19 protein-coding genes and 1 pseudogene are annotated in these 19,413 nt (G+C 61.7%); 4 read left to right on the forward strand and 16 right to left on the reverse strand.

The window, feature by feature from the left end; genetic code table 11:
• The 16 genes from AC2VNO_RS09520 to argC all read right to left on the reverse strand — a co-directional run.
• The coding region (locus AC2VNO_RS09520) for a magnesium transporter (protein WP_486933914.1) at positions 1 to 967 on the reverse strand (967 nt) is incomplete at its 3' end.
• Between the two features lie 163 nt (positions 968 to 1,130).
• Positions 1,131 to 1,559: a F0F1 ATP synthase subunit epsilon gene (locus AC2VNO_RS09525; protein WP_486933915.1), complete on the reverse strand. Its 429-nt coding sequence runs from the start codon at positions 1,557 to 1,559 to the stop codon at positions 1,131 to 1,133.
• A gap of 25 nt (positions 1,560 to 1,584) precedes the next feature.
• Entirely contained in the window at positions 1,585 to 2,961 is a 1,377-nt protein-coding gene (atpD, locus tag AC2VNO_RS09530; RefSeq protein WP_486933916.1) for a F0F1 ATP synthase subunit beta, read from the reverse strand.
• Between the two features lie 65 nt (positions 2,962 to 3,026).
• Positions 3,027 to 3,908, reverse strand: a complete 882-nt coding sequence (gene atpG / locus AC2VNO_RS09535) for a F0F1 ATP synthase subunit gamma (protein WP_486933917.1) — start codon at positions 3,906 to 3,908, stop codon at positions 3,027 to 3,029.
• A 67-nt stretch (positions 3,909 to 3,975) separates the two neighbouring features.
• Positions 3,976 to 5,520 (reverse strand): F0F1 ATP synthase subunit alpha, encoded by a 1,545-nt coding sequence (gene atpA / locus AC2VNO_RS09540; RefSeq protein ID WP_486933918.1) that lies wholly within the window; start codon positions 5,518 to 5,520, stop codon positions 3,976 to 3,978.
• Positions 5,521 to 5,536: 16 nt separating this feature from the next.
• The gene (locus AC2VNO_RS09545) at positions 5,537 to 6,073 is read right to left on the reverse strand and encodes a F0F1 ATP synthase subunit delta (RefSeq protein WP_486933919.1); all 537 of its coding nucleotides are present in this window, start codon (positions 6,071 to 6,073) and stop codon (positions 5,537 to 5,539) included.
• 12 nt (positions 6,074 to 6,085) lie between these two features.
• Positions 6,086 to 6,556, reverse strand: a complete 471-nt coding sequence (locus AC2VNO_RS09550; RefSeq protein WP_486933920.1) for a F0F1 ATP synthase subunit B — start codon at positions 6,554 to 6,556, stop codon at positions 6,086 to 6,088.
• Between the two features lie 73 nt (positions 6,557 to 6,629).
• Entirely contained in the window at positions 6,630 to 6,857 is a 228-nt protein-coding gene (atpE, locus tag AC2VNO_RS09555; protein ID WP_010625958.1) for a F0F1 ATP synthase subunit C, read from the reverse strand.
• 66 nt (positions 6,858 to 6,923) lie between these two features.
• The gene (atpB, locus tag AC2VNO_RS09560; RefSeq protein ID WP_228580040.1) at positions 6,924 to 7,754 is read right to left on the reverse strand and encodes a F0F1 ATP synthase subunit A; all 831 of its coding nucleotides are present in this window, start codon (positions 7,752 to 7,754) and stop codon (positions 6,924 to 6,926) included.
• Between the two features lie 11 nt (positions 7,755 to 7,765).
• Positions 7,766 to 8,170, reverse strand: coding sequence for an ATP synthase subunit I (locus AC2VNO_RS09565; protein WP_486933921.1), 405 nt, complete (start codon positions 8,168 to 8,170; stop codon positions 7,766 to 7,768).
• A gap of 199 nt (positions 8,171 to 8,369) precedes the next feature.
• The gene (locus AC2VNO_RS09570; protein ID WP_228580038.1) at positions 8,370 to 9,281 is read right to left on the reverse strand and encodes a ParB/RepB/Spo0J family partition protein; all 912 of its coding nucleotides are present in this window, start codon (positions 9,279 to 9,281) and stop codon (positions 8,370 to 8,372) included.
• Positions 9,282 to 9,332: 51 nt separating this feature from the next.
• Positions 9,333 to 10,103 carry a ParA family protein gene (locus AC2VNO_RS09575; RefSeq protein ID WP_486933922.1) on the reverse strand — a complete coding sequence of 257 codons (771 nt, stop codon included), beginning with the start codon at positions 10,101 to 10,103 and terminating at the stop codon, positions 9,333 to 9,335.
• A gap of 29 nt (positions 10,104 to 10,132) precedes the next feature.
• Entirely contained in the window at positions 10,133 to 10,798 is a 666-nt protein-coding gene (gene rsmG / locus AC2VNO_RS09580) for a 16S rRNA (guanine(527)-N(7))-methyltransferase RsmG (RefSeq protein ID WP_486933923.1), read from the reverse strand.
• The gene (gene mnmG, locus AC2VNO_RS09585) at positions 10,795 to 12,690 is read right to left on the reverse strand and encodes a tRNA uridine-5-carboxymethylaminomethyl(34) synthesis enzyme MnmG (RefSeq protein ID WP_486933924.1); all 1,896 of its coding nucleotides are present in this window, start codon (positions 12,688 to 12,690) and stop codon (positions 10,795 to 10,797) included. The genes rsmG and mnmG overlap by 4 nt, the downstream gene beginning before the upstream one ends.
• 540 nt (positions 12,691 to 13,230) lie before the next feature.
• On the reverse strand, positions 13,231 to 13,584 hold the full coding sequence (erpA, locus tag AC2VNO_RS09590) for an iron-sulfur cluster insertion protein ErpA (RefSeq protein WP_486933925.1): 354 nt from the start codon (positions 13,582 to 13,584) through the stop codon (positions 13,231 to 13,233).
• 120 nt (positions 13,585 to 13,704) lie between these two features.
• Positions 13,705 to 14,739, reverse strand: a complete 1,035-nt coding sequence (gene argC / locus AC2VNO_RS09595; protein WP_486933926.1) for an N-acetyl-gamma-glutamyl-phosphate reductase — start codon at positions 14,737 to 14,739, stop codon at positions 13,705 to 13,707.
• Positions 14,740 to 14,894: 155 nt separating this feature from the next.
• Here argC and AC2VNO_RS09600 point away from each other — a divergent pair, with 155 nt between their 5' ends.
• From AC2VNO_RS09600 to hemL, 4 genes and pseudogenes are all read left to right on the forward strand, one after another.
• Complete coding sequence (locus AC2VNO_RS09600) at positions 14,895 to 16,658, forward strand: chloride channel protein (RefSeq protein ID WP_486933927.1); 1,764 nt, start codon at positions 14,895 to 14,897, stop codon at positions 16,656 to 16,658.
• Between the two features lie 42 nt (positions 16,659 to 16,700).
• Complete coding sequence (hemJ, locus tag AC2VNO_RS09605; protein ID WP_486933928.1) at positions 16,701 to 17,132, forward strand: protoporphyrinogen oxidase HemJ; 432 nt, start codon at positions 16,701 to 16,703, stop codon at positions 17,130 to 17,132.
• A 2-nt stretch (positions 17,133 to 17,134) separates the two neighbouring features.
• Positions 17,135 to 17,896 (forward strand): annotated as a pseudogene (gene thiD, locus AC2VNO_RS09610) (bifunctional hydroxymethylpyrimidine kinase/phosphomethylpyrimidine kinase); the annotation flags it as partial.
• Positions 17,897 to 18,115: 219 nt separating this feature from the next.
• The gene (hemL, locus tag AC2VNO_RS09615; protein WP_486933943.1) at positions 18,116 to 19,405 is read left to right on the forward strand and encodes a glutamate-1-semialdehyde 2,1-aminomutase; all 1,290 of its coding nucleotides are present in this window, start codon (positions 18,116 to 18,118) and stop codon (positions 19,403 to 19,405) included.
• Positions 19,406 to 19,413: the final 8 nt, after the last annotated feature.

A 19,413-nucleotide genomic window follows, 5' to 3' on the forward strand; every position in this document is an offset into this window, starting at 1 on the left:
GCGCTACCTGAGCGGCAATGGTGTCCTCGAAATAGGCAATACCGGCACCGGAAAAGAGGTTGGCGAATACCAGCAGCACCAGCCAGGTCACCCGTTTACGATAAAGGCTCCAGATCGGCACGCGACTGACGCCATCCTCGAGCTGCCCGATGGACATCCCTTTGTGGAAATCCTCGGTGGCCTCCTCTTCGGCCACGTCCATGGCATCATCGTGGGTAACGATTCCCACCAACCGTTCGTCATGATCGATGACAGGCACGGCCAACATGTCGTAACGGGCCACCAGACGAGCCACTTCCTCCTGAGCTTCGTCCACCGGCACACTGATCACGTCCTTGATCATCAGGTCATCGACCTGGGCACCCGGCCGCGCCACCATCAGCTGTCGCAATGACAGGGTGCCCGCCAGTTTGCCGTCCCGGTCTATGATGTAAAGCTGATAGACGGTCTCGGCGTCCGGCGCGGTCTGGCGCACTCGCATCATTGCCTGAGAGACGGTCATGCCGCTGGGGATCGCCACGTAGTCCGATGTCATGATCGAACCCGCGGTACCTTCCTCATAACTCGCCAACCGTTTGAGGTCTTCCCGCTCCTGGCGAGCCATGCGCCGCAGCAGCACTTCCTTGCGATCCTCGCCAAGCAGATTGAACAGGTCGGCACGTTCGTCCGATCCCATCTCCTCAAGTACCGAGAGCAGAAGCTCGTCGGACATGGCTTCGGCTATATCGACCTGAACCTCGCCGGTGAGATAGCCCAGGACATTGGCGCGACGTTCCAACGGCAAGCAGTCGAGAAGCTTCAAAACCGTCGGCAGGTCGCCATCGTCCTCGGCCATCTCTTCCAGAATTTCGGAAAAATCTGCTGCACGCAGTTCCGGAAGCCACTGGTCGAGCAGTTCACGATCATCCTTCTCGATGGCGAGAAGGAGGGTTTCCTTGTGTTCCTGCAGCTGTTCGCTCAACGCCATGGCAATCTCCTGAAACCTTCACACAGTTGGCGCGGCCAAGGTGTAACGGCATGAGTATGGATCGGCTACTCGCGGTACCAGTGCCCTCATGATAACAGAGACGAAAAAGCCCCTCGAACAGTGTTCGAGGGGCTTTCGCGCTTGCTACCGAAGCAGGAGCGATCTAGCCCTTTCCGGCCTTCTTGCGCAGCTGCTGAATGGTACGCAGCTGGGCCACGGCTTCAGCGAGTTCGGCGGCGGCGCGGGTGTAATCCAGCTCCGACGACTTTTCGTTGAACGCCTTCAGCGCATGTTGCCGCGCTTCCTCGGCGGCGGCCTCGTCGAGGTCACCGGCACGGGAGGCCGCGTCAGCCAGTACGGTCACCACGTCGGGCTGTACTTCCAGGAAGCCGCCGGAGACGTAGAAGTTCTCTTCCGTACCGCCTTCCCGAATGACGCGGATCGGACCTGGCTGAAGCTCGGTCAGCAGCGGAGCGTGCCCGGGCAGGATACCCAGGTCGCCCATGAGGCCGGAAGCGACGAGCTGCTCGATTTCACCCGAGAAGATCGCCTCTTCGGCGCTGACGATTTCGCACTTGAAGCTGTTCGCCATAGCGAAGTCCCCCTGGTGGACGGCCTTACTTCATCTGGTTGGCTTTTTCGACGGCCTCGTCAATGCTGCCCACCATGTAGAAGGCCTGCTCCGGCAAATTGTCGTATTCACCGCTGAGGATGCCCTGGAAACCACTAATGGTGTCCTTCAGCGATACATACTTACCGGGAGCGCCGGTGAAAACCTCGGCTACGAAGAACGGCTGCGACAGGAAGCGCTGGATCTTACGCGCCCGCGACACGGCCAGCTTGTCCTCGTCGGATAGCTCGTCCATGCCCAGAATCGCGATGATATCCTTGAGCTCCTTGTAGCGCTGCAACACGTTCTGCACACCGCGAGCGGTGTTGTAGTGCTCTTCACCGACAACCAGCGGATCGAGCTGACGCGAGGTGGAGTCCAGCGGATCGATGGCCGGATAGATACCCAGTTCGGCGATCGAACGCGCCAGTACCACGGTGGCGTCCAGGTGCGAGAAGGTGGTAGCCGGCGACGGGTCGGTCAAGTCATCCGCGGGCACGTAGACGGCCTGCACGGAGGTGATCGAGCCGGTCTTGGTAGAGGTGATGCGCTCCTGCAGAACGCCCATCTCCTCGGCCAGGGTCGGCTGGTAACCTACCGCAGAGGGCATACGGCCCAGCAGTGCGGATACCTCGGTACCGGCCAGGGTGTAACGGTAGATGTTGTCGACGAACAACAGTACGTCACGACCTTCATCGCGGAACTTCTCGGCAATGGTCAGACCGGTCAGGGCCACGCGCAGACGGTTGCCCGGCGGCTCGTTCATCTGACCGTAAACCAGCGATACCTTGTCGATAACGTTGGATTCGGTCATTTCGTGATAGAAGTCGTTACCCTCACGGGTCCGCTCACCCACGCCGGCGAACACGGAGTAGCCGCTGTGCTCGGTGGCGATGTTGCGGATCAGCTCCATCATGTTGACCGTCTTGCCCACGCCGGCGCCGCCGAACAGGCCGACCTTGCCGCCCTTGGCGAACGGGCAGACCAGGTCGATGACCTTGATGCCGGTCTCGAGCAGCTCGTTGGAAGCCGCCTGCTCGGCATAGGTCGGGGGCTTGCGGTGGATCGGCATGCGCTCCTGCTCACCGATGTCACCGGCCTCGTCGATCGGCTCGCCGAGCACGTTCATGATGCGACCCAGCGTCTCCTTGCCCACGGGCACGGAGATGGCGGCACCGGTGTTGGCAACTTCCATGCCACGCTTGAGACCCTCGGTGGAGCCCATGGCGATGGTGCGCACCACGCCGTCGCCCAGCTGCTGCTGGGTTTCGAGCACGGTATCGACAGTAGAGTCCTTCAGCGCGTCGTAGACCTTGGGAACATCGTCCCGCGGAAACTCTACGTCAATCACCGCACCGATGATTTGTACGATACGTCCGCTCATCTTGGTTCCTCTCAAATACCTGAAAATGAAACCTGCATGCCGGGAAGGAAATCCCTCCCCTGGCGCTATACGGCGGCGGCGCCACCGACGATCTCAGAGATTTCCTGGGTGATGGCGGCCTGGCGGGCCTTGTTGTACACCATCTCCAGGTCGTCGATCAGACCGCCGGCGTTGTCAGTGGCGCTCTTCATGGCGATCATCCGCGCCGCCTGTTCGCAGGCGCCATTCTCGACCACCGACTGATAGACCTGCGATTCGATAAAACGAACCAGCAGACTATCGAGCAGCGCCTTGGCATCCGGCTCATACAGGTAGTCCCAGCTACCGGGACGCTTATTGTCTTCATCGTGCATATCCGCTCCCATATCGGGAGACAGAGGCAATATCTGCCTGACGACCGGTTTCTGCGTCATGGTGTTGACGAACTCGTTGTACACCACGAACAGTCGATCCAGGCGCCCCTCGTCATATGCATCGAGCATGACCTTGACGCTACCAATCAGATCTTCAACCTCGGGCGACTCGCCCAGTCCGCTCTTCGCCGCCACCAGGTTGCCCCCGTAGCTGCGGAAGAAGCCGCTGGCCTTGCTACCCAGAGCACAGAAATCTAGCTCTGCGCCCTTGTCACGCCATGCCTTGGCATCCCTGAGTACGGCCTTGAACAGGTTGACGTTCAGGCCGCCACACAGGCCGCGGTCCGTAGAGACCACGATATAACCGACCCGCTTCACGTCACGCTCGATCATGTACTCATGACGATACTCGGGGTTGGCGTCGGCGATATGGCTCACGACATTGCGGATCTGACGAGCGTAGGGCTGACTGGCCCTCATCAGATCTTGTGCCTTACGCATCTTCGATGCAGCCACCATTTCCATGGCGCTGGTGATCTTCTGCGTATTCTTGATGCTCCCGATCTGGGTGCGTATCTCTTTTGCAGCTGCCATAGCGATCTACCTCGTTCTTGCCCCTCAGAAGATGTCCAGGGCCCACCCGCAGGGTGGGCCGGCGGAATTACCAGCTCTGAGTGGCCTTGAACTTCTCGAGACCCGACTTCAAACCGTCCTGGATCTCTTTACTGTAGTCGCCGGTCTGGTTGATCTTATCGAGCAGCTCGGCATGTTCGGACTTCATGTAGTCGTGCAGGGCACGCTCGAAATCCAGCACCTTGTTGACCTCGACATCATCCAGGAAGCCTTCGTTGGCGGCGTACAGGGTTACCCCCATCTCGGCCACGGACAGCGGCGAATACTGCTTCTGCTTCATCAGCTCGGTGACACGCTGACCGTGTTCGAGCTGCTTGCGGGTCGCTTCATCAAGATCCGAGGCAAACTGCGAGAACGCCGCCAGCTCGCGATACTGGGCGAGAGCCAGACGCACACCGCCACCCAGCTTCTTGATGATCTTGGTCTGGGCCGAACCACCCACCCGCGATACCGACAGACCGGCGTTGATGGCCGGACGGACACCTGCGTTGAACAGGTCGGTCTCGAGGAAGATCTGACCGTCGGTGATGGAGATCACGTTGGTGGGTACGAACGCCGAAACGTCGCCACCCTGGGTCTCGATGATCGGCAGTGCGGTCAGCGAGCCGGTCTTGCCGGTCACTTCACCGTTGGTGAACTTCTCGACGTACTCGACATTGACGCGAGCGGCACGCTCGAGCAGACGCGAGTGGAGATAGAAGACGTCACCCGGGTAGGCTTCGCGGCCCGGCGGACGACGCAGCAGCAGGGATACCTGACGGTAGGCCCAGGCCTGCTTGGTCAGATCGTCATAGACGATCAGAGCGTCCTGGCCACGGTCGCGGAAGTACTCGCCCATGGTGCAGCCCGCGTAGGGTGCCAGGAACTGCATCGGGGCCGGGTCGGCGGCACCGGCGGCAACCACGATGGTGTGTTCCATGGCGCCGTGCTCTTCGAGCTTGCGTACCACGTTGGCGATGGTCGACTGCTTCTGACCGATGGCCACGTAGATACAGGTGACGCCCTTGCCCTTCTGGTTGATGATGGCATCGATGGCGATGGCCGACTTACCGATCTGACGGTCGCCGATGATCAACTCACGCTGACCGCGGCCGATCGGCACCATGGCGTCGATCGACTTGAGACCGGTCTGGATCGGCTCGTCTACCGACTGGCGAGTGATGACGCCCGGGGCGACCTTTTCCACCGCGTCGGTCAGCTTGGCGTCGATGTCGCCCTTGCCGTCGATGGGGGTACCCAGCGGATCGACCACGCGACCGATCAGTTCGGGACCCACCGGCACCTCGAGGATACGACCGGTACAACTGGCGGTCATGCCCTCTTCCAGCTGCAGGAAGTCACCCAGTACCACGGCGCCCACGGAGTCGCGCTCCAGGTTGAGCACCATGCCGAAGATGTTGCCGGGGAATTCGATCATTTCACCGAACATCGCATCTTCGAGGCCGTGAATCTTCACGATGCCGTCGGAGACGCTGACGATGGTGCCCTGATTACGGGCTTCGGATGCGACATCCAGCTTTTCGATACGCTGCTTGATGATGTCGCTGATCTCGGAAGGATTCAGTTGCTGCATGCCATGTCCCTCAGACTCAGGCGGAAAGGGCTTCGGAGAGGCGATTCAGTCGACCGCGCACCGACCCGTCGATGACGGTGTCGCCGGCGCGCAGGATGACGCCTCCGATAAGCTTCGGATCCACCTGAGTGGTAATGGAGATTTCGCGATTCAGCCGCTTCTTGAGCGCGCCTGCGAGCTTGTCCTGCTGCTTGTCGTCGAGCACGTAAGCCGTGACGACGGTGACGTCGACTCGCTTGTCATGCTCGGCGCGTAGACGTTCGAACTGCTCGGCGATAGCGCTCAGGGCCGTGAGTCGCCCTTTATCGGCGAGGGTTTCCAGGAAACGACGACCTGCATCGTCGACCTTGACTTCGGCCAGTTCGATGACCAGCTCGACCTTACGGTCTTCGGTCAACTTAGGACTCGCGAACAGTTTCTGAGCATCACGCTCCGCTACGACTTGGCCAAGCTTGACCAGCATGTCGGACCAGGCTTCCAGCGCCTTGTGGTCACGCGCATACTCGAATGCCGCCTTGGCGTAGGGTCGTGCGACGGTAGACGTTTCCGCCATGGGTCACCTCCTTCACAGTTCGGCAGCAAGCTTGTCGAGCAGCTCGCGGTGTGCCTTCTCGTCGACGGAGGCTTCCAGAACACGCTCGGCACCGACGATGGCAAGTGTTGCCACCTGGGCGCGAAGCTCTTCCTTGGCGCGGTTGATTTCCTGATCGATCTCGGCACGGGCACTGGCCACCAGACGTTCGCCTTCGGCACGGGCCTGTTCACGCGCTTCCTCGATCATCTGGCTGGAGCGCTTGTTGGCCTGCTCGAGGATCTGTGAAGCCTGCTCCTTGCTTTCACGCAGCGTCTGGGCGGCCTGCTCCTGAGCAAGCTCGAGGTCGCGGGATGCCCGGCTGGCCGCGTCGAGGCCATCGGCGATCTTCTTCTGGCGCTCGTGGAGCGCGGAGCTGATCGGCGGCCACACGTACTTGATGCAGAACCAGACAAAGATCGCGAAGGCGATCGTCTGCCCGATAAGCGTCATGTTGATATTCACGGGTATGTACCTCTGACGGGTTCGTGGCGACCGGATAGAAGCGAACCGAGCGCCTCAGCGCTCGGTGCTGTCATTAACCGGCAACGACGAAAATCAGGTACATCGCGATACCAACGCCGATCATCGGTACGGCGTCGAGCAGACCGGCCATGATGAAGGTACGAGTCTGCAGCTGGTCGCCGAGCTCAGGCTGACGAGCAGTGGACTCGAGCAGCTTGCCGCCCAGCATGGCGAAGCCAATGCCGGTAGCCAGGGCGCTGACGCTGATGATGATGGCGGCGGCAAGGTAGACGATTTCCATGGTGTTGCTCCTAGTTTGATGTTGAGGTCAGGTTTCAACTTACTGCGTTTGCAAAGGTTGCTTGGTTCAGTGGTGTTCGTGCGCGGCGCTCAGATACACGATGGACAGCGTCGTGAAGATGAAGGCCTGCAGCGACACCACCAGGATGTGGAAAATGGCCCAGGGCACATCCAGGATCCAGATCGCCCAGAACGGCAGCAGTGCGATCAGGATGAAGATCACCTCGCCGGCGAACATGTTGCCGAACAGTCGCAGAGCGAGACTGATGGGCTTGACGATCAGGCCGACGATTTCGAGGATCAGGTTGAACGGGATCAGCAGCCAGTGGTTGAACGGCGTGAGCGAGAGCTCCTTGGCAAAGCCGCTGACACCCTTGACCTTGCAACTGTAGTAGACAATCAGGCAGAACACGCCCAGCGCCATGCCCAGGGTGGCATTGACGTCGGTGGTCGGTACGATCTTCATGTACTCGACGCCGAGCCGTGCGAAGAGCTCCGGGAAGTAGTCGACCGGCAGGATCTTCAGCGTATTCATCAGCAGAATCCACATGAACAGCGTCAGCGCTATCGGCGCGATGTTGGGATTCTTGCCGTGAAAGGTAGAGCGGGTCAGGTTCTCGATGAACTCGATGACCATCTCGACGGCGTTCTGCAACCCACCGGGGACGCCGGTAGTGGCCATCTGACCGGCCTTGCGGAACAGACCCAGAAACAGCGCTCCCATGGCGATCGACCAACCCATGGTATCGAGGTGAATCGCCCAGAAACCCATCTCCGCCGCCTCGGTGGAAGTGCTGGCGATCTTCCAGCCGAGTTCAGGATGATTGCCGAACGTCAGGTTCTGAAGGTGGTGCTGTATGTAATAGATGGCGGATATTTCATTATCTGCTGCTGCCATACGCTGCTACCTCAGGTTCGTTGGGTCGGTCGGTCACGCAGTAGCCAGGGTGTCAGCCAGTGCATGAACTGCGCCGCCACATATGCGACAAAGAAAAAAGCCGGGTTTGAGGGGGGCGCTACGATGAACACGATCACGAACAGTGCCACCGTCAAACCAAACTTTCCCATCGCTGCCTGATAGAGGTTCATCACGCTGACCCGCGGTCGCCGCCCATCCCTGACGCGCATTCCGCGCCAGACGAAGTAGAGCGTAGGCAGCAAGCTGACCAAGCCTCCCATCAGGGCAGAAAGCACCCCTTCATGACCATGTCGCAGGCCGGCCAGCAGCGCTACGGCGAGGGTGGCGAAGCCCTGAGCCAGGAACAGGCGGGTGAAATCCGGGCGCCGGCGCCTCATGGCAGCGTGTCTGTGCATCCTGTCGACATTTCCTGCCCTGCCGAAGCAGGGTCTGGGTGCCGGCTTGGCCGAGCATGACACTCAGGCAAACAACGGCGGATTATAGGGAAGCGCCCTTGGCCCTTCAACCGGACAAGGCGCTTTTAGCTCCGAATGACGCCGCTATGCGACCAAAGGTGAAAGCCATTGTCGACATTTTCGCAACATTGGCGAGGGCTCAACGAATGTGCTCCAGAATGCCATCCAGCTCATCCAGGCTCGAATAGCGAATGGTGACCCTCCCTTTGCCGCCACGGCCGTGCTGGATCCTGACCGATGCGCCGAGCAGCTCGCCGAGACGGGTCTCGAGCCGCGCCACATCGGGGCTGGCGGGCGCTGCCGCCACTTTCTTCGTGTCCCCCTGGGTCAGGCGTTTCACCAGCGCTTCGGTGTCGCGCACGGTAAGGTCCTTGTCGACCACTTCGTGAGCTGCACGACGCTGCTTGGCGCCTGACAGGGCGAGCAGGGCACGGGCATGCCCCATGTCCAGGTCGCCGCGCTCGAGCAGAGTCTGCACTTCGGGGTCCAGCGCCATCAGCCGCAACAGGTTGGCGACCTGCGCACGAGACTTGCCCACCGCATCGGCGACCTGTTGCTGCGTGAGTTCGAACTCTTCGAGCAAGCGCTTGAGGGCCAGCGCCTCCTCCATGGGATTGAGATTCTCGCGCTGAATGTTCTCGATCAGCGCCAGGGCCAGAGCGACTTCGTCGGTGACGTCCCGAATCACCGCCGGGATGGTGTCGAGCTCGGCCAGCTGGGCGGCACGCCAGCGACGTTCACCGGCAATGATTTCGTAGCGGGACTCGCCGATGGGTCTGACCACGATGGGCTGCATCACGCCCTGGGCGCGAATCGAGTCGGCCAGCTCCTCCAGCGCCTCGGGCTGAATGTCGCGCCGGGGCTGATACTTGCCGCGACAAAGCTGGCCCAGCGGCAGGCGTTCGAGTCGCTCCTCGGCGGCAACGGGGGCAGCTTCGGCGGGCTCGCCATCCGCGGCTTCCCCTTCGGGAAGCTCGAGATTGTCGCGGCGGCGAGCGCCGGCACCGATCAGGGCATCCAGGCCACGGCCCAGGGCGCGTTTTCGCGTCATCAGCATTCCCTCATCACGAGCGGGTCACGACAGACGGTAACACCCGCCGCCTTACAGCGACAGGCGACGAATCAGTTCCTTGGCCAGCACCCGGTGGGCCTGGCTGCCGCGCGAGAAGCGCGCGTACTTAGTCACGGGTAGGCCGTGGCTCGGGGCCTCGGCGACTCGCACATTGCGCGGAATCGTGGTCTTGAGCAGCGTTTCACCGAAATAGTCGCGCAGCTGCTTGGAAACGTCCCGGGTCAGGCTGTTGCGGCCATCGAACATGGTGCGCAGGATACCGTAGATCGCCAGGTCAGGATTCACGCTGTCCTTGATCTGTTCCACGGTATCGAGAAGCGCCGAGAGCCCCTCGAGGGCATAGAATTCGCACTGCAAAGGGATCAGCACGCCATTGGCGGCCGTCAGGGCGTTCACGGTGAGCATGTTGAGCGAAGGCGGGCAGTCGATGAGCACCACGTCGTATTCGTCAGCGACGCTGGCCAGGGCCTCGGTCAGGCTGCGCTCACGCCCCTCCGCCCGATCGAGCAACTCCACTTCGGCAGCGGTAAGATCACCGTTGCCCGGCAGTAGCGAGTAGCCGGCAGCAGGACAGTCGAGCATCACCTCGAGAGCACTCTTTTCGCCCAGCAGAAGATCGAGCACGCTGCCTTCCAGGGTGTGCTTGTCGATACCGCTGCCCATGGTGGCATGGCCTTGGGGATCGAGATCGACCAGCAGCACGCGACGATCCAGCGCCGCCAGGCTGGCGGCCAGGTTGACGGCGGTGGTGGTCTTACCCACGCCGCCCTTCTGGTTGGTCAAGGCGATGATTTGGCTCACGGGCGACTTCCTTGCGTCGACGGCTCGCTTCAACGGCGGCCTGGGTTGGAATCGGTTCGCTCGACGATCAACAGCTGACGCCCCCCCGTGGTGAACGGCACCCTGAGCGTATGGCGTTCGCGGATGGTCACGTCGGCATCCAGCGCTGCCAGTTCCTCATCGGCAGCCGGCCCCTTCATGGCCAGCCAGCGTCCATCCTGCGCCAGCAGGTGCTCGGTCAGATGCACGAAATCCGACAGACTGGCGAAGGCCCGCGAGACGATCTGGAAGTAACCTTCCGCGGGGGAGGTGAAGTCCTCGACCCTCGCCTGTACCGGCGTGACGTTCTCGAGACCCAGCTCCATCACCGCCTGGCGCTGGAAACGCACCTTCTTGCCATTGCTGTCGAGCAGCGTGACCTCGAGCCGTGGTGCGAGGATCGCCAACACCAGCCCCGGCAGCCCGGGGCCGGCACCGACATCGAGCAGCGGTGCCTGGCCAACGAAAGGCAGTACGGCAGCACTGTCGAGCAAATGCCTGGCCACCATCTCATCCGGTGAGCGTATCGCGGTGAGGTTATAGGCGCGATTCCACTTGTGCAACAGCCCAACCAGTCGCAGCAGCCGCTCGCGCTGCGCATCATCGACGTCGATGTCCAGCAGCGCCAACCCTTCGTCGAGACGTGCTTGCCCCTGGGGCGTGAGGCCATCGCTCATCCGTTGGCCACCCGCGTATCGCTCAGAAGACGCCTTTTCTTTAAATGAATCAGCAAGATAGAGACCGCTGCCGGAGTCACCCCGGAAATCCGTGAAGCCTGGGCCAGGGTTTCTGGACGTGCCTCGGCGAGCTTCTGGCGAATTTCGTGGGAGAGGCCTTCGACCCGGGCGTAATCGAGATCGTCCGGAAGCGGGGTTGCCTCGTGTCGCTTGAGCTTGTCGATCTCATCCTGCTGACGATCGATGTAGCCCTGATATTTGGCCTGAATCTGGACCTGCTCGGCCACCGATTCGTCAGCCACCGGCTCACCGCTGAGGTAGGCCACATCGGCGTAGCCGAGTTCCGGACGCTTGAGCAGGTCGAGCAGACTGTACTCACGTGAGAGCGCCTTGCCGGTCTTCGCCTCGATGGCCTCGGCGGCTGCACTGCCGGGCTGGACCCAGCTCGCTTTGAGCCGCGCGCTCTCTCGCTCGATCGCCTCGCGCTTGGTGCTGAACACACTCCAGCGCGAATCGTTCACCAGGCCCAGCTCGCGGCCGGCCTCGGTGAGGCGCAGGTCGGCGTTGTCCTCGCGCAGCAGCAGGCGATACTCGGCTCGCGAAGTGAACATGCGGTAGGGCTCCTTGGTGCCCATGGTGATCAGGTCGTCGACCAGAACGCCGAGGTAGGCCTCGTCCCGGCGCGGCCACCAGGCCTCGACACCCTTGGCACGGCGTGCGGCGTTGAGACCTGCAAGCAGACCCTGGGCACCGGCTTCCTCGTATCCGGTGGTGCCGTTGATCTGCCCGGCAAAGAACAGATTGTGAATGAACTTGGTTTCCAGCGAGTGCTTGAGGTCGCGCGGATCGAAGAAATCGTATTCGATGGCGTAGCCGGGCCGGGTGATATGGGCGTTCTCGAGTCCCTTGATCGAACGCACCACCTGCAGCTGCACGTCAAAGGGCAGCGATGTGGAAATGCCGTTGGGGTAGAGCTCGTGGGTATCGAGCCCTTCGGGTTCGATGAAAACCTGATGGCTCGCCTTGTCGGCGAAGCGATGCACCTTGTCCTCTATCGAGGGGCAGTAGCGCGGGCCAACGCCCTCGATCACGCCGGAATACATCGGCGAACGGTCGAGGTTGGCAAAGATGATCTCGTGGGTGCGCTCGTTGGTGTGGGCGATATGGCAGCTCACCTGACGCGGATGCATCTCGCGGTTGCCCAGGAAGGACATCACCGGGGTCGGCGTATCGCCGGGCTGCTCCTCGAGCTGGGCAAAATCGATGCTCTTGGCATCCAGCCGCGGCGGTGTACCGGTCTTCAACCGGTCGACCCTGAACGGTAGCTCCCGCAGGCGGCTGGCCAGAGCGTTGGAGGGCGGATCGCCGGCACGGCCACCGCGGCTCTGGTCGAGACCGATGTGAATCACCCCACCGAGGAAGGTGCCGGTGCACAGCACCACCGTCTCGGCCATGAACCGGATACCGGTCTCGGTGACCACGCCGCGCACGGTGTCGTCGCTGACTATCAGGTCACCGGCGGCCTGCTGGAAGATCGTCAGGTTGAGCTGGTTCTCCAACATGCCGCGAATGGCAGCCTTGTAGCGTACGCGGTCGGCCTGGGCCCGTGTGGCTCGCACCGCCGGTCCCTTGCGTGCGTTGAGTACGCGAAACTGGATACCGCCCAGGTCGGTAGCCAGGCCCATGGCGCCACCCAGGGCATCGATCTCCTTGACCAGATGGCTCTTGCCAATCCCGCCAATGGCAGGATTGCAGGACATCTGCCCCAGGGTCTCGATGTTGTGAGTCAACAGCAGGGTCTGACAGCCCATGCGAGCGGAGGCCAGAGCGGCTTCGGTTCCCGCATGGCCGCCGCCGATGACGATGACGTCAAAGCGGTCGGGATACTCCAAGGATCACCTCGTTGCGCTTGCGCGCAGATATTGCCTAAGGATGAAAAACAGCCTGGCAGTATAAACCGACTGTGGGTAACCGTCAGGGTTTTCCACACCCGAGCCGCTCAGGGAGCAGGGATTCGTCAGGTACTAAACAAAACAGAATGATTAAAAGAGAGAAGTTCTGTTGTGGTTGTTACTACTGGTGTGGACAAAAACTGTGCATAAGCGATAAAAAAAGTTATGTATCATGGATTTGCATTGTTGACTTCTGTAGTGGAAAGGAGCTGACGAGCTGAGGGCGAACGGTGATGAGCCTGTGCATAAAAGAGTGACTTTTGCACAGCGCGAACGCTGCACCGGTTGTCCACCGGCGGCTACCGGGCTTGTTACCGTGGCTGTGAACAGCCCCTGGCGATTGCTCGAGAAGCTTCTACCATGCAGGCTGCAGACGAGAAGTGGACGAAAAGATCGAAAATTTATCCACAGGCAAAAAAAAGCCCTGTCGTAGGCGACAGGGCTTGGATTAGCAGCGTGAGATGAGCGTTTTGGCTGATGCTAGACCATGAATGAGGCTCCACAGCCACAGGTGGTCGTTGCATTCGGGTTCTGGACCAGGAATCGAGCGCCGGCAAGCCCCTCTTCGTAGTCCACGGTGGAACCTACCAGATACTGATAGGAGAGCTCGTCGACCACCAGGGCAACCTCGCCGAACTCGATGACGGTATCGTCGTCGCCGACGGTGTCGGCAAAGTCGAAGCCGTACTGAAAGCCCGAACAGCCGCCGCCCGTGACATAGACGCGCAGCTTGAGTTCGGGCTTGCCCTCCTCCTCGATCAGCGCCAGCAGCCGCTTCCTGGCGGTCCCGCTGAGCATCATGGGGGTGGGTACGAAAGTTTCAGCGCCGCTCATGGGTATCCTCCCGTGAGCTGAATGAATGGGTAACAGCCGATTATCTTCAATTCCTAGTAACGTGGTCAACTATTGCCGAGGGGCCAGGCGGCCACCTCGACAAGGCGAGCAACCGAGGACTCAGGGCATCAGAGCGGGGGCGGCGAGTCCGGCATGCTCGTCGAAACCGAACATCAGGTTCAAGTTCTGCACTGCCTGACCCGAGGCGCCCTTGACCAGGTTGTCGATGACGGACAGCACGACCACGGTATCGCCATTGCCGGGACGATGCACGGCCAGGCGGCAAACATTGGCGCCCTTGACGCTACGCGTTTCGGGATGGCTGCCGGCGGGCATCACATCGACGAAGGGCTCGTTGGCATAACGTTTCTCGAACAGCGCCTGCAGATCCCCCGGCTCAGCGGTCAGTCGGCCGTAAAGTGTGGCATGGATGCCGCGGATCATGGGTGTCAGATGGGGGACGAAGGTCAGTCCTACCGGGCCTTGGGCGGCATCGCCGAGACCCTGGCTGATCTCGGGAAGATGGCGATGCCCGGCAGCGCCGTAGGCTTTCATCGACTCGCTGGCTTCGGCCAGCAGCGACGGGACCTTGGCTCCGCGACCGGCACCGGTGACGCCGGACTTACAGTCGGCAATGAGGTGGCCGGCGTCGATCAACCCCGCTTCCAGCAGCGGCAGCAGCCCCAGCTGGACCGCCGTGGGATAGCAGCCGGGCACGGCGATCAGGCGCGCTTGGCGAATGCTTTCGCGGTGCATCTCCGGCAGCCCGTACACGGCTCCCTCCAGCAGTTCCGGAGCACCGTGAGGCTGGCCGTACCACTCCGCCCATACCTTCGCATCACGCAGACGGAAGTCGGCCGAGAGATCGATCACTCGCGTACCCTGGTCGAGCAGTTCACCGGCAAGGGCATGGGCGACACCGTGCGGGGTGGCGAAGAAGACCGCATCGCATGCCCCCAAGCGCTTGGGGTCGGGTTCGCTGAAGGCCAGCGTGTCGTAGTGACCGCGTAGATTCGGGTACATGTCGCATACGCGCAAACCGGTTTCGGAGCGCGACGTGATCGCCGCGACTTCCACCCCGGGGTGCTGAGCCAGCAGCCTGAGCAGTTCTACGCCGGTATACCCGGTGCCGCCGACGATTCCGACCTTGATCACAATGCGACTCCTTCGAAGTTTGCCTGACAGGAAGCGGCTGCAACGGGACCGCTCTGTCCGGATATGATACACAAGAGAAAGGGTGGCTACCCAGCTGCGCTAACACTGCTCCACAAGCACTGCCCCACAAGGAATCGTCTGGACAGGAAATCGCCGTGCCGCGCTTCTCGTTACCCACTTTCAGTCTGGAGGACTTTCGCCGCAAGCTGGCCAGCGTCGACGCTCTGCCGCAGCTCTGCGTTCTCGGCGTCGTTTCGGGGCTTGTGACAGGTGCGGTGATGGTCGGGTTCCGTCTGCTGCTCGAGTTGGGGGGCGTACTGTTCATGCCTGACGGCGATCATGAAGCTTTTCAGAACTTGCCGCCGGCCGTACGTTCGAGCCTGCCGCTGATCGCGGTGACCGTCATCGGCATTTTCCTCTGGCGCCAGCCGCCGGCGGCTCGCAAGATGGGGGTCGGACACGTCATCGAGCGGCTCACCTATCATCAAGGCCGCTTTCCACTGCGTAACTGGCTCAATCAGTGGTGGGTGGGGGTGGCAACGGTACTGGGTGGCCTTTCCGCCGGGCGTGAAGGACCTGCCATCCATCTCGGTGCGGCGGCTGCCAGCGGCCTGGGGCAGCGTCTGCGCCTGCCACACAATAGCCTGCGCGTGCTGGTGGCCTGTGGCACGGCTGCCGGCATCTCGGCATCGTTCAATACCCCGATCGCCGGTGTTATCTTCGCCATGGAAGTGGTCATGATGGAGTACACCATCGCCGGCTTCATGCCGGTGATTCTGGCTTCCACCATGGGCGCCCTGGTGGCCATGCTGGTGTACGGCTCGGAGCCTGCCTTCCAGGTGCCGAGCGTCAGCCTGGGTTCGCTGATGGACTTGCCCTGGATCGTGGTCACGGCGCTGTTCATCGGTCTGTTGGCCGGTTTGTTCATTCATGTGGCGAGGAGCGAACGTATCGGCGGCTTGCCGGTCTGGCTGCGCCTGGCGTTGGTGGCAGTCGCAACGGCCGCAGTGGCGTGGTGGTATCCCGAGGTGCAGGGTATCGGCTATGACAGCCTGAGCGATGCGCTGATGGGAGAGTTGGCCGTCGGTGTGCTGCTGGCGCTGGTGGTAGCCAAGCTGTTGCTCACCGCGATCACCGTGGCCAGCGGCGTTCCTATCGGGATCATCGGGCCGGTGCTGGTGGTCGGGGCAGCGGCCGGAGCGCTGGCCGAACTGCTTGGGGCCAGGCTGTTCCCCCAGCTCGACTTCGAACCAGGTTTTTACGCCATGCTGGGCATGGCGGCGATGATGGGTGCGGTGCTTCAGGCGCCCTTGGCGGCTCTCATGGCTCTGCTGGAACTGACTCATAACCCCAACATCATTCTGCCGGGGATGCTGGCTGTGGTGGTATCGGGGCTGACGGCACGCCAGCTATGTCGATGTGAAGGTTTCTTCATCAGCGTGACCCGTCACGGCCTGCACCCGCTACAGCAACCGCTGATGCAGGCACTTTCACGGGTTTCGGTGCCGGCCGTAATGGAACGAAGCTTCGTAACCACGCCGCGGATGGTTACCCATGACCAGGCGCGCTTGCTGCTGGATGCAAAGCCGGTGTGGATCCTCATCCTGCGTTCGACGGACGACAAGCCGACCCTGGCGCTCAAAGCCGCCGATCTGGCCCGCGCTCTGATCGATGAGACCCTCAATGAAGCGCTGGAACTCAACGCCGAAGATGCCATGATCGATCTGCTCGAGGTGCCGGGGCTGCGCCTGGAAATGGCACCGATTCATCACCAGGCCACGCTGTCGGAAGCGTTCGAACGGCTCAACGATCAAGCGCTCGATGCGCTCTTCGTGGAGCAGGGCCGGCGGCCCAAGCAGCAGCGAATTTCCGGTATCATCACCCGCGGCGCCATCGAGCGTTACTATTCATTGAAATGAGCGTCAGCGATGGCCGTGTCGTCGTTCTGCTGAGGAGAAAGCATGTATCTGTGGATCAAGGCTCTGCATATCGTGGCCGTGGTGACCTGGTTTGCGGCGCTGTTCTACTTGCCGCGGCTGTATGTCTACCATGCCATGGCGCGCGACAGGGGCGAGCAGCAGGCCATCGACTACTTCAGCGTGATGGAGCGCAAGCTCTATCGCGGCATCATGACACCGTCGATGATCGCGGTGATCGTGTTCGGCATCTGGTTGCTCTACCTCATGCCCCACTGGCTCGGCATGGGCTGGATGCACGTCAAGCTGGTGCTGGTGCTGCTGTTGGTGGCCTACCACCATGTCTGCCTGATCTATCTCAAGCAGTTCGCCGCTGGACGTTGCCTGCGTAGCCACGTTTTCTTCCGCTGGTTCAACGAGCTTCCGGTTGTCGTTTTGCTGGTCATCGTGATCCTGGCCGTGCTCAAGCCATTCTGACCATGTCGAACCAGGCGCATCGACAGCCCCCCGTCGTATTGGTACTGGCCGGACACGACCCTACCGGGGGCGCAGGCATCACGGCAGACGGTGAATCGATCACCGCCGGCGGCGGCTGGCCGCTGACGGTACCCACGGCGCTGACGGTCCAGGATTGCCAGAACGTTCATCGTGTGGTGCCGGTTCCGGCCGATCTGATCCGCCAGATGGCGGCGCGACTCGCCGGTTTTTCCCTGAGCGCAATCAAGGTCGGTCTTATCGCCAGCCGCGATACGCTCGACGCCGTGGTGGACATCATCGAGGCGCACCCCGGGGTTCCAGTGGTGGTAGATCCGGTGCTCAAGGCGGGCGGTGGCAAAGAGTTATCCACAACGCCGTTGATAGAGGCCTTTCGCTCTCGTCTGCTGCCCCTTGTGGATATCCTGACGCCTAACCGACTCGAACTCGAGCGGCTTGCCGAGGCTGACGATCGGGATGACCTGTCGCGAGCGCAGCGGCTGGTGGCAATGGGTTGCCGCGCCGTACTGGTGACGGGCAGCGATAATCCGGCATCCGGGGTGCCGCAAGATGTCGTCGAGCTGGTGTTGTATGAACCCCAAGGAACCCGTTCTTGGCGCTGGCCGCGGCTGCCAGGCGCTTTTCACGGTTCGGGTTGTACGCTCGCCGCCGCCTTGGCGACTCGGCTCGCCGCGGGGGAGTCGCTGGGTAGCGCCTGTGAGCAGGCTCAGCGCTTCACCTGGCAGGCGTTGGCAAACGCCTGGCAGCCTGGCGATACTCAGGCCTTGCCGCGGCGATCGTTTTACTCGGGTGGCCGACACGATCCGATACTGGGGGTGACCCGACCCCCTGCAATGAGCGAAGATCACCGTATCTTCACCTCGCACCCAAAGGTTATCCAAGAAGTTATCCACAGATCGGGCAGTGCGAGCCCGGCAGCTCCCGTGACGGGTTTGATTCCTTCTCGTGACCGCAAAGAGGCTTACATGACCACTTCCGCATCGCTCTTCGAACAGGCCTGTCGCCATATACCCGGTGGCGTCAACTCTCCCGTGCGAGCCTTCAAGGGATTGCATCGGCCGCCGGTGTTCATGGAGCGGGCCCAGGGAGCCTACCTGTTCGACGTGGAAGGCAAGCGCTACGTCGACTATGTCGGCTCCTGGGGGCCGATGATCACCGGGCACGCCGATCCGGACGTACTGAATGCCGTGCGCAGCCGTCTCGATCACGGCCTCTCTTTCGGTACGCCGACGGCGATCGAAACCACCATGGCCGATCTGATCTGCGAGATGATCCCTTCGATCGAACTGGTGCGTATGGTCAACTCCGGCACCGAAGCCACCATGTCGGCGATCCGCCTGGCGCGCGGTTATACCGGACGCGACAAGATCGTCAAGTTCGAGGGCAACTACCACGGCCATTCCGACTCGCTGCTGGTCAAGGCCGGCTCCGGCGCCCTGACCCATGGCGAACCGAGTTCGCCCGGTGTGCCCGCTTCCCTGGCCGAACACACCATTACGCTCTCCTATAACGACATCGATGCCGTGGAGACCTGCTTCGAGGAGATCGGCAGCGAGATCGCCTGCATCATCGTCGAGCCGGTGGCCGGCAACATGAATTGCATTCCACCGCAGCCAGGCTTCCTGGAAAGCCTGCGCCAAGTTTGCACCGAGCACGGCAGTGTGCTGATCTTTGACGAGGTCATGACCGGTTTTCGCGTTGCCATGGGGGGCGCTCAGGCCCACTACGGCATCGAGCCCGATCTGACCTGTCTGGGCAAGATCGTCGGTGGCGGCATGCCGGTGGGGGCTTTCGGCGGCAAGCGTAAGATCATGGAGCAGATCTCGCCGCTGGGGCCGGTCTATCAGGCGGGTACCTTATCGGGTAACCCATTGGCCATGGCCGCCGGTATCGCCCTGTTGACCAAACTGCGCGAGCCCGGCTTCCACGATGCCCTGGCACAGCGCGTGGAGACGCTCTGCCATGGGCTGCAGGAGCGTGCCGATGCTGCCGGCGTCGACATGATCACCCAGCGTGTGGGCGGCATGTTCGGTCTGTTCTTCACGGGGCAGACTCGGGTCGACAATTTTGCCCAGGCCACGGCCTGCGACGCCGAGGCCTTCCGCCGCTTCTTTGCCGCGATGCTGGATGAGGGCGTTTATCTGGCGCCCTCGGCCTATGAGGCAGGCTTCATGTCGAGCGCGCATACGCCGGAAGACATTCAGTTAACGCTCGATGCTGCCGAAAAGGCCTTTGCCCAGGTACGTCAATCGTAACCAGATCA

This window comes from Halomonas sp. TH-94, assembly GCF_057473365.1.